The following is a 9,788-nucleotide window of genomic DNA, read 5'->3' as shown; positions in this document are numbered from 1 at the left end:
ATACGATTTGACTTAGAGCCCCAATTCACAGTCTTATTTTGCTTTAATACTTTCTTCTTTTTCAACCGAAGCTCTTTTATCGGCTTGATCGAATTTTTCTCTTTTACGGAAAATTATGAACTTACTGAAGATATAATTCAAAATGACCACTACTACGTTAGCAATCAATTTGACGATAAATTTACTTTGTCCCAACAATGTTACACCAATCGTCATTATGCCTTGGTCGATCACCCATGAACCAGCTCGAAATAGGAAAAATGATCCCATTTCAAGCATAAATGCTTTCCATGTATTCGTGTGTGAATTAAAGACCCACAATTTATTAGTCACATATGCAAAGACCACCGACAAGAAATAAGCTACGACGTTAGCGATTTGATAATTCCAATTCATTGGATATGCAAACAACGTGAACAGTCCAATGTTGACTAAGGTCGTCAGCACTCCAAAAAATAAATATGGGATCGTATCTTTGTATTTATTCCATAATTCTTTCATTAGTTTTGTTCGATTCTCCCTAGTGACTTAATTTCCAGTTTTTGTAGGATAGACCTAGGAAATAAGCAATTACTTCGAAGGCTGAAATAAAGAATGTTACTGGCCAATTAGTGACGAATGCCAAGTACAATCCTAACCAAACGCCTGCCAGCGACAAACCAACTGAAATCATAAGTAACTTTGGCACAGAGTGTACCAAATATCTAGCTGTAGCGCCAGGCAAAGTTAGCAGAACGAAGACTAGCAATGAACCAACGATCTGGGCACCAATACTGACGCTCAATGCTAAGGTTATCAGAAATACCACAGATAGTAAACGAGTATTTAAACCTGAAGCTTGGGCTCCGATGTGATCGAACGAGTCAAACGTCAACGGCTTGTAGCTAATGATAAAGACCACGATTACAAATATGGCTAAAAACATTAATTGCGTAACTTCCTTAGCGCTGATACCAACTATACTACCAAAAAGGATATTTGTGGCATATGAGCTCGATTCCGAAGATAGTGAAAGGAATAAGATTCCTAAACCAATGAATAGCGATGATATGGCACTAATGGACGCTTCTCTTCGTGAGGACTCAGTACTTAAGCTACCAACGGCAATTGAACTGATTAGGGTAAACAAAATCATTCCGGCCAATGGGGAGATACCTACTAATATCCCAAAAGCAGCCCCAGCAAAACCAATTTCTGACAACGTATGAGATAAGAAGGACATATTTCTTGAAACAACAAAAACTCCTACGATTCCGGCGGTTATTGCAATGAAAGTACTAGCAATAAAGGCTTCGCGCATAAATTCATATTCAAACATGTTTTCCTCCTACTCAAACATATCTTCGGCGATTTGATTTACATCGATCGACTCGACTGATTTATTTTCAAACAATAGAGCTCTTTTGGTATAACGTTTGGTCAATTCTGAATCATGGGTGATGAATAAAACCGTCAGGCCGTGTTTTTTATTCAATTCAGAAACTAAATCCATTAATTGGATCTTTACATCGACATCCAGACTAGCTGTTGATTCATCCAAAATCAAAATTTCCGGACGGTTAACTAAGGCTTGGGCCAAATAAGCCTTTTGCTTTTCACCACCAGAGGCCAGTCCTAAAGGACGATCGCGGATCTCTGATAAATTAGTTTGTTGTAAGATCCGTTCCACTTCTTCTGAATCATGACGTCTTTTTTGCGGATTTAAAGTAAATTTTAAGTTTAGTCGCATAAACTGTTCTATGTTCAGTGGATAATCCAAATCAATATTTCTAAACTGTGGGACGTATCCGATTTGATTTTTGTGTCCCATAACGATCTCGCCACTGGTCTTTTTCTCTAGACCCATAAGTATCTTGACGAGGGTCGTCTTACCAGCACCATTACGACCAACAATGCTGACAAATTCACCATCAGCAATTTTGAAATTGATATCTTTAAAAACGACTTGTTTGCCAAAACTCTTAGTCAAATTTTTAACTTCGATCACAGCGCTACTCCTTAACTACCTTCTCAATTTGATTCAGATTATCTGTCATCCAATCATAGTATCCGAGATCACTCGGCAATGTCTCGGTGAAATAAACGATTGGGATATCATTAGCCTTTGCAGTATTGATCATCTTGGTAATAATACTGCTAGTGACTTGTTTGTTGACTACTAAGAAATCAACCTTATGATCACGCATCCCTTGTTCCATATCATTGACATCTTTGATCGATGGGTCGGTGTCATCTTCGATTGCCTTTGCAAAATGTTCGTCAGCAACCTTTACCCCGAGATCATCTAGAAGATAGTCTGGCAAAGGCTCAGTGACATATGCAACTTTCCCTTGCGAGTACTTTTTCAAAGATTTTTCCCGGTCAGATAATTGATCAAGCTTCTTCAAATATTTAGTATAATTACCATAATAGTAATTTTTACTATCTGAGTCAACCTTTATCATATGCTGATAAACAGCCTTCACCAATTTCTTCATATGATCGACACCAAACCAGATATGTTCGTTGTCGCCATTTTTCTTACCTAAGACATTGCCAAAATCAATCAGATTCTTTTGCTGACTATTAGCTGCGACCATTTTATTGACCCAATCGTCATAACCTAAGCCATTGCTGACAATTAATTTTGAATCGGCAATTTGCTTGGAATTGTTAGTTGATGGCGAAAAACTATGGGGGTCGACATTGACTGACTTAATGATCGACTCGACGTGATATTTATTTCCGACTATGCTTTTGACTGGTTCATTGTACGTATTGACTGTTGTGGTTATGACATTTTTTTCAGAGTTATTCCGACCGCACCCTGCTAAAATCGCTATTAACAAAATTATGATTGATAAAAGATACTTTTTATTTTTCATTACGGCCTTCTTAAGGATATTTTTTCAAAATTTAAGAGGTCAAGACTAAGTCCAGACCTCTTAATATAATAATTATCTTTTTTTATTAGTGACTTATTACCAAATTTGGAAATATTGTCCGCTAGTTGTTACTAAGTAACTTCCAGCTGGTGAATCTGAGCCCTTAGTATAGATATTGACTTGGTAACCGTCAGTATTATTCCAAGTGATCTTACCATTAGATACATATTGGGTCGTAGTCCGATCATATGTGGATGCTAGTTGATCACCTAGATAAGTTGTAGCATCGCTACCTGAGTTGATTGTCTTAGCATTTGAAGAACTGGCATCACCCTGAGTTGCAGAGGTTCCATTGGATTTAGTACTTGTTTGATTACTGTTTGATCCAGTTGAACTATTGCCATTTGAAGGTGTACTTGCATCGTTTTCGGCAGTACTTGAACCACTCTTTGTAGCTGTATCATTGCTATCGCTACTTTCACTGCCATTACTTTCGCCATTATTTTCAGTATCTGAATCGGAAGTGCTTTTATTTTTTGCAGTTGAATCAGATTCGTCATCAGCACTTTTATTTTTATTGGAATCTGCTGATTTTGTACTCTTTTGTGTTTGTTCTGTTTGATCTTTCGATTGTGATGAATCGGCAGATTGATTGTTTGAGCAACCTGCTAATACTATTCCTGCTAATAATACGGCTGTCAATGATAATTGTTTAAACATGGTATCAGTACCTCCTGTAATTTGATTATAAGGGGGTTATGATTTTTCCTCAAGATAATGTCTGATATCATTAATAAATCTTAGAAAAATCGATTTCCTCGCCTTTTCGTAGCTTTAAGCCTAATTCGATTGACTTGTCTGCGATAATACTTTGGGCATCAATCACGTCATATCCGTGGTCTGGAGCCATTTCTTGTGCCAATGAAAGTTCAGTACATCCTAAAACAATCACATCACAATTGAATTTATCATGCATCGTATTCAAGATGTGATGGTACTTCTCTTTATCGACACTACCGTTGACTTTGATATCGTCATAAATCAAGCTTTCGACTTCATCTTGGACCGCTTGATCACCTAACGAAATATTGAAACCAGCTTCTTTGATCTCGTTTTCATAAATGTGGTCTGCTAAAGTTCCTTTCGTTGCAATCAAGCCAATCTTCTTAGCTTGAGGATATTGCTTCTTCATAGTCGTGATTGCTAGATGGGGCATATGAATGATTGGAATATCAGTGGCAGCTTGGATTTCTTTATACAAATAATGAGCCGTGTTACAAATTATAACCATAAATACTGGTTGAAGTAAACTCTGCTGTTTAACATCCTCTACCAACGATGGCAAAAAACTTGGCTTACTGTGATCAATGATATAGTCCGTTCGGTCAGGAACAGTAGCATGATTAACAATAATATAATCTAAATAATCTTGGTCTTTGGTAGTCTTTGTTCGTTGATTCAAAATCCGCATATAACTTTCAGTGGCTAAGGTTCCCATACCGCCAATAATCGTAAAAAAATTTTTCATGCTTATTCTCCTTCAATATCCTTCAAAAATGCTTTAGCCACAACTGGATCAGTTGGGTAAGGTACATTGACTCCTCGCGTCTTTTGATAAGCATCGTCACCCTTAGCAGCCAGAATGATAATATCACCATTCTCACTTTCAGAGATCATCTCTCGAATCGCTTTCTTGCGATCGAGCACGATCTTGGTTTTAACTTTCGTATGGTCGATTTTTTTGTCAATTTCACGGCAAATATCAGCTGGTTCTTCAAAGCCTGGGTCATCAGTTGTCAAAATTGCTTCATCAGCTAATTCCGTCAAAACTTTTGAGAAACCTGCCCGTCTTGAAATCCCTTTGTCACCAGGACTACCAACAACTACCTTTAATTTGGATTGAGGGTATTCTGATTTTAAGAATCCCAGCAAAGCTTTCATACTTGCATAATTATGTGCATAATCGACAAAGATTATCCCATGAGATTTAGTAGTGATATGTTCCATGCGGCCAGGGACGTGGGCGCCTTGCAAACCATTGTAAATATCTTTGACCGGAGTCTCTAATAAACCTGTTGCGATAACAGCCGCCGTTCCGTTGATCTCATTGAAATCACCAACTAGTCCAAGCTTATAGTCACCAGCGATACCTAAATTAGAGGCTTTATCATTCAAAGCTTTGAGACTAAAAATACTATCTTTTAAGGTAGCTTCTTTACTTTCTAGCAGGAAGTCTAAACGGTCTTTTGTGTCGTCTCGACCAAACAAGTAAATATCGGCATCAGAGCTAGTCTGACGAGCTGCTTCATAAACCGTGTCAAAGTCATCCGTATCACGGTTGATGATATTGATCTTGGAATTGATCAGTAACTGCTTCTTACAATATAAATAATCTGCATAAGTAGGATGCTCATTAACTCCAATGTGGTCAGGAGTAATATTCAAGAACCCGCCGATATTGAAAGTCAAACCATAGACACGGTTTTTCTTATAAGCTTGGGAAGAAACTTCCATGACTAAATGAGTCATGCCATTATCGACGGCTTTTCGCATGTCACGGAATAGTTCTAACGATTCTGGTGTCGTCAAATCTGATTTGAATTTGTCTTCAGGCTTGGGCCCGACTACTCGATCGATGGTCGAGAACAAAGCGACCTTTTGTGGATAGACTTCTTTTAAGATGTCATAAATGAAGTAAGCTGTCGTTGTTTTACCTTTTGTCCCTGTAAAAGCAATTATGAACAAGTCATTCTCAGGGTTGCCAAAATAGGCGGCACTCAGCAGTGCCAAGGCTTTTTGAACATCTTTGACGATCAAGCGGTCGATCGTGTCGTCGAATTCTTTTTCGGCCACGTAAATGGCTGCTCCGGACGCAATCGCTTGTTGCAGATATTCTGCTTTGAAATTAGTTCCTTTGCAGAAAAAGATCCCATCAGTCTGGTCTTCTTGCGAATTATAAGAAATATTCGTGACTGACTTGGTAGGATCAGAAACGACGCTTGAAACTAGTAAATCATGTTGTTTAAGAATATTGATTGCCTGATTGATTTCTAAACTCATAATTATCTCCTAAAACAGATGTTTGAAAAAGTTAGTAATATTGTCCCAAAATGAAGGTTTGGCCTTTTGGGGGACGATTTTTTTCATTTTGTGTTGAACAGACGGATAGTTGATATAGCCACCAGGGATATTTTGAATCGTCAATTTAACTTGCTTCTTACCCTGTGAGGCGTTAAATCCTAAAGCATTTTTGGTTTTCTTATAGATAAGTGATTCCGCATTGTAGTCGTGTGGCAACCAAAGTTTCACAGCTCGATAAGTCTTATATTTTTGTTGCTTGGTCACCGTGATCTCCTGATTCTTCTTCAAAACCGTCTGGTAATCATAGTGGTCATTGACGTAATGAGCCAAATTTTGAGTACTTCTGAAGCGCTTATCCTTGTCATTATCTTGACCCTTAACATCCATCACGATTGTGACGACTCGAGTGTTGTGGATCGGATAAGTCCCAACGAATGAATCGCCAGCTTGCTTAGTCGTTCCAGTTTTCAAGCCATCAAATTCATATCCTGCTTGATAATCACGATTTCCCTTCAGTAAGAGGTTCAAGGATTTATAAGTCTTGGACCCTTCTCCCGCTGGGAAAACTAATTCTGGTTTTGAAGTGGTTTTTAGGATGTCAGGATACTCATCTAGTATATGCTTACTTATTATAGCAATATCGTTGGCTGAAAGTTTGTTTTCGCTGTTAGATTTTCCAAGATACATCCCTTTAGATAAGTAAGAATTATTTAATCCTGAAACGTTGTAGATTTCAGCATCTTTAACACCCCAACTTTTAAGTGTTTTACGCATCAATTTAATAAAATTGGTCTCAGTTCCACCGACTTTTTGAGCCAGCATCATCGCTGCCGAATTAGATGAAACGATCCAAGCTGCTTGGTATAATTGCTCGACCGTATACTCTTTGTTAGCATCCAAACTAACATTTGTTAGCTCATCATGTTGAGTCATCTTTGCCTGCTCTTTAGTCGGTTTCAACTTGTCACTGAATTTCAAATTATTTTCATGGATTGCTTTGGTAACTAGATACAAGGTCAAGACTTTGGTGATCGACCCGATAGCTACCTTCTTATCAGGATTTTCTGAATACAAGACTTGGCCACTTTTTTCATCGCAAGCTAAGGCCGCACTGGCATTCAAATCAGGTTTACTAGTGGTATCTGCTTGGACAGTTTGAATATTAAAAATCGGTATACACAATAGCACTGTTAATAAGATTACTATTTTTTTCAAGAACTTCTTCATTCTTATTCCTCGCTATTTTTGGGCTTTTTCGTCGGAAAATGAATGATAAATGCTGTTCGCTCTTTATTAGATTGGACTTCGATCTTACCACCATGCATTTTGACCATGCTTTGGGCAATTGCTAGACCTAATCCAGTTCCTCCAGTCTCTTTTGACCGGGAGTCTTCGACTCGATAAAAGCGATCGAACAAGTTTTTCAAGGATTCTTTGGGAATTGGTTTGCCGTTGTTAGCCACGCTAACAACCACCTCTTGTGGCGTCTGCTTTGCATTTAACCACAGATGTGTCGCACCCTTCCCATACTTGAAAGCATTCATGATCAGATTATTGAAGACACGGCCTAATTTATCAGTATCACCTGACATAAGGATTTTTTCAGGCTCAGCTTTAACGACGATTTCCATCCCTCGTTTGTTGGCTTCCAGTTCGAAATCGGCTGACAACTGATCGAGCATTTGTGCCATATCAAACTTGGTCATCGTTAATGAACTGTTAGCGTGCTCGACATTGGCGTACTCGAATAAGTCGTTGACTAACGTTTGCATATCAAGAGATTTATTGTACGCAATATGAGTATACTTTAAAATTTGGTCTAAATCTTCATAATTTCGACTTTCGATCAATCCTAAATAACCGATGATTGATGTCAATGGTGTTCTAATATCATGACTGACATTAGTTATCAGTTCATCTTTGCTTTCCTCAGAGCGTCTTTGTTCGGTGATATGCTCATTTGTATTGGCAATCAGCGAATTGATATTGTCGACGACCCCTTGCAGATTATGATTGACGTGCAACTCAATTTTTTGATTGAGATCACTTGATGCGATTCGAGACAATTCTCGCTCGATATATTTCATTTGAAACTGACGATATGATTTCATTACCACATGAAAAGATATGAAAAGTTCCAAAATCAGGACCAAAGCAAATAATAGGACCACTCGCAAAAAGCTAAGATGTGTCATGTCCATTTGAATTAAAGCAAAAAAGTTTTTCTGACCATTATTGCCAAAAAATAAATTTGATGCCATTACTAAAATTACATTTATGACCTGAAATAAAAGAAAGGTGCCTATTCCTTCAATTAGGAGGACACCTTTTTCTTTATCATTCAGTTTAATTTGTTTATCCAAGAAATTAAACCTCCACTTTATAACCTACGCCCCAGACAGTTTCGATGACCTTTTCGCCATCAGTAGCTTCTTCGAGTTTGTCACGTAAATGAGAAACGTGCACCATAACTGTTTTAGCAGAAACGACGCTTTCTTGTTTCCAAACACGTTCAAAAATCTCATCAGCTGAAAAGACTCGGTTTGGATGACTTGCTAGTAAATACAAGACTCCGAACTCCAAAGCTGTCAATTGAACTTTATTACCAGATTCAGTCACTACTTCATGTGAGTCTTTATAGATGGTAATTGGCCCGATCTCCAGTTTATCTGGAACATTTTTAGAGGTTTGTTGTGCGCTACGTCTTAACAATGATCTGATCCGAGCCATGATCTCCAAAGGATTAAATGGCTTAGTAACGTAGTCATCAGCTCCTGTGATCAACCCTTGGATCTTGTCCATGTCAGTGGTTTTGGCTGAAACAATGATGATTGGAATCTCCGAATCCTTGCGGACACGTTTAGTAACTTCGATCCCATCCATATTAGGCATCATGATATCCAAAACCATCAAGGCAATGTCACTGTGTTGAGCCAATGCATCAAGCGCTTCTTGACCAGAATTAGCCGTGATTGGTTCATAGCCCTCATTTTTGATATAGATACTAAGTAACTCTACGATTTCTTTATCGTCATCAACTACTAAAATCTTCATATAGAACCCTCACCTACCACACAATTTTGATACTTATATCATCATTATACAATAACCATCGACCTATTTCCTAACTGGTCTAAACCTAGTTCTAACCAGTCAAAAACAACCATTATTTAGAAAAAAAGTTTCTAGAGGTTAACTAATGAAAAATAGATCAAAAAAGCTGCAGCTAGAGAAACTGTCATTACAGGTAAGTAAGTGACGCGTTTACCTTGGTAACGGGTCGTATAAAAAGTGGTGAAAGCTAGCGTGACCGTCAGTGGATAGATCAAAGTGATCCATTTGAACGGTATGATGACATTCAAAAACAGACCAACCACTGCTGCCATGATCACACTTAGAAACAGACTGTTAAAGACGAAGTTGTCGATTTCATGAAAATCAGGAATATGAATGATCCGTAGCATTAAACTGGTCGCTCCATACAAGTTCAAAACACTAATGTATACCGCAATGGTAACAATTAGGTCAGCTTCCATCAAAACGAGAAAAGAATCCAAATTTAAACCACTTAGCAATTTTTGTGCTATCACGTTCGTGATAACAAGCTCTTGTAGAACCCCCACAGAAAACAATAATTGGACGAAGAAATACATAATCATATACATCATCGATTTTCTTGCGTTCATTATTGACCCCCATTGTTAACTAAAGTCAGTCCTTTAGCAACCCAATTATAAGAAGAAAATAACGACGCCGCAAAGAATTGCACTCTGTTTTTGCACCTAAATATAGAAAAAGATTCAAGCAAAAATTGATTTTTTGCGGGTCTAAACTTTCTGGTAT

11 protein-coding genes are annotated in these 9,788 nt (G+C 38.0%); all 11 read right to left on the bottom strand.

Annotated elements, in window-relative coordinates:
• Nucleotides 1–33: 33 nt before the first annotated feature.
• The 11 genes from FC27_RS11165 to FC27_RS11115 all read right to left on the bottom strand — a co-directional run bounded on the left by FC27_RS11165 (nt 34) and on the right by FC27_RS11115 (nt 9,631).
• Nucleotides 34–501: a GtrA family protein gene (locus FC27_RS11165; RefSeq protein ID WP_010625459.1), complete on the bottom strand. Its 468-nt coding sequence runs from the start codon at nt 499–501 to the stop codon at nt 34–36.
• A 19-nt stretch (nt 502–520) separates the two neighbouring features.
• Nucleotides 521–1,318, bottom strand: a complete 798-nt coding sequence (locus FC27_RS11160; protein WP_010625460.1) for a metal ABC transporter permease — start codon at nt 1,316–1,318, stop codon at nt 521–523.
• A 9-nt stretch (nt 1,319–1,327) separates the two neighbouring features.
• A complete protein-coding gene (locus tag FC27_RS11155) occupies nt 1,328–1,987 on the bottom strand; it encodes a metal ABC transporter ATP-binding protein (protein WP_010625461.1) in 660 nt (219 codons plus the stop codon).
• A gap of 4 nt (nt 1,988–1,991) precedes the next feature.
• A complete protein-coding gene (locus FC27_RS11150; protein WP_010625462.1) occupies nt 1,992–2,864 on the bottom strand; it encodes a metal ABC transporter solute-binding protein, Zn/Mn family in 873 nt (290 codons plus the stop codon).
• 96 nt (nt 2,865–2,960) lie between these two features.
• Complete coding sequence (locus FC27_RS11145; protein WP_010625463.1) at nt 2,961–3,584, bottom strand: hypothetical protein; 624 nt, start codon at nt 3,582–3,584, stop codon at nt 2,961–2,963.
• Nucleotides 3,585–3,654: 70 nt separating this feature from the next.
• On the bottom strand, nt 3,655–4,392 hold the full coding sequence (locus FC27_RS11140) for an aspartate/glutamate racemase family protein (protein WP_010625464.1): 738 nt from the start codon (nt 4,390–4,392) through the stop codon (nt 3,655–3,657).
• Between the two features lie 2 nt (nt 4,393–4,394).
• The gene (locus tag FC27_RS11135; RefSeq protein WP_010625465.1) at nt 4,395–5,924 is read right to left on the bottom strand and encodes a UDP-N-acetylmuramoyl-L-alanyl-D-glutamate--2,6-diaminopimelate ligase; all 1,530 of its coding nucleotides are present in this window, start codon (nt 5,922–5,924) and stop codon (nt 4,395–4,397) included.
• 9 nt (nt 5,925–5,933) lie between these two features.
• Nucleotides 5,934–7,172 carry a D-alanyl-D-alanine carboxypeptidase family protein gene (locus FC27_RS11130; RefSeq protein WP_010625466.1) on the bottom strand — a complete coding sequence of 413 codons (1,239 nt, stop codon included), beginning with the start codon at nt 7,170–7,172 and terminating at the stop codon, nt 5,934–5,936.
• Nucleotides 7,173–7,174: 2 nt separating this feature from the next.
• Complete coding sequence (locus tag FC27_RS11125; RefSeq protein WP_010625467.1) at nt 7,175–8,308, bottom strand: sensor histidine kinase; 1,134 nt, start codon at nt 8,306–8,308, stop codon at nt 7,175–7,177.
• Nucleotides 8,309–8,312: 4 nt separating this feature from the next.
• Nucleotides 8,313–8,999, bottom strand: a complete 687-nt coding sequence (locus FC27_RS11120) for a response regulator transcription factor (protein WP_010625468.1) — start codon at nt 8,997–8,999, stop codon at nt 8,313–8,315.
• Between the two features lie 131 nt (nt 9,000–9,130).
• Nucleotides 9,131–9,631: a hypothetical protein gene (locus FC27_RS11115; RefSeq protein WP_010625469.1), complete on the bottom strand. Its 501-nt coding sequence runs from the start codon at nt 9,629–9,631 to the stop codon at nt 9,131–9,133.
• Between the last annotated feature and the right edge of the window lie 157 nt (nt 9,632–9,788).

Source organism: Companilactobacillus versmoldensis DSM 14857 = KCTC 3814 (genome assembly GCF_001434295.1).
GTDB lineage: Bacteria > Bacillota > Bacilli > Lactobacillales > Lactobacillaceae > Companilactobacillus > Companilactobacillus versmoldensis.
Note: the sequence above shows the minus strand (reverse complement) of the source record. Positions and strands in the feature narration are given on the sequence as shown.

Bases quoted from the DNA above. Each gene is read 5' to 3' on its own strand.
- FC27_RS11165 (WP_010625459.1), bottom strand. From the start codon at position 501: ATGAAAGAATTATGGAATAAATACAAAGATACGATCCCATATTTATTT.
- FC27_RS11160 (WP_010625460.1), bottom strand. From the start codon at position 1,318: ATGTTTGAATATGAATTTATGCGCGAAGCCTTTATTGCTAGTACTTTC.
- FC27_RS11150 (WP_010625462.1), bottom strand. From the start codon at position 2,864: ATGAAAAATAAAAAGTATCTTTTATCAATCATAATTTTGTTAATAGCG.
- FC27_RS11145 (WP_010625463.1), bottom strand. From the start codon at position 3,584: ATGTTTAAACAATTATCATTGACAGCCGTATTATTAGCAGGAATAGTA.
- FC27_RS11140 (WP_010625464.1), bottom strand. From the start codon at position 4,392: ATGAAAAATTTTTTTACGATTATTGGCGGTATGGGAACCTTAGCCACT.
- FC27_RS11135 (WP_010625465.1), bottom strand. From the start codon at position 5,924: ATGAGTTTAGAAATCAATCAGGCAATCAATATTCTTAAACAACATGAT.
- FC27_RS11130 (WP_010625466.1), bottom strand. From the start codon at position 7,172: ATGAAGAAGTTCTTGAAAAAAATAGTAATCTTATTAACAGTGCTATTG.
- FC27_RS11120 (WP_010625468.1), bottom strand. From the start codon at position 8,999: ATGAAGATTTTAGTAGTTGATGACGATAAAGAAATCGTAGAGTTACTT.
- FC27_RS11115 (WP_010625469.1), bottom strand. From the start codon at position 9,631: ATGAACGCAAGAAAATCGATGATGTATATGATTATGTATTTCTTCGTC.